This is a genomic window from Janibacter sp. CoH_79_TC_3, assembly GCF_058197955.1.
Genome location: NZ_JBXWIV010000083.1, coordinates 1 through 277 on the forward strand (window position 1 = coordinate 1; position 277 = coordinate 277).

A 277-nucleotide genomic window follows, 5' to 3' on the forward strand; every position below is an offset into this window, starting at 1 on the left:
CATAGCAGGTCTTGTTGCAGCAGGATTGCATCAGTCACCGATTCCTTGTGCCGATGTTGTTACAACTACTACTCACAAAACGCTCAGAGGTCCGAGAGGCGGTCTTATCCTTTGCAATAACCCATACCTTGCAAAGAAACTTAACTCTGCAGTATTCCCCGGCACACAGGGCGGTCCTCTTATGCATGTTATCGCAGGCAAGGCTGTATGCTTCGGCGAGGCTCTTAAGCCTGAGTTCAACGAATATCAGCAGAGAGTTATTGACAATGCACAGGCT

1 pseudogene is annotated in these 277 nt (G+C 48.7%); it reads left to right on the forward strand.

Annotated elements, in window-relative coordinates:
* Window positions 1–277: pseudogene (locus tag AC2FA3_RS15165) on the forward strand (serine hydroxymethyltransferase); the annotation flags it as partial.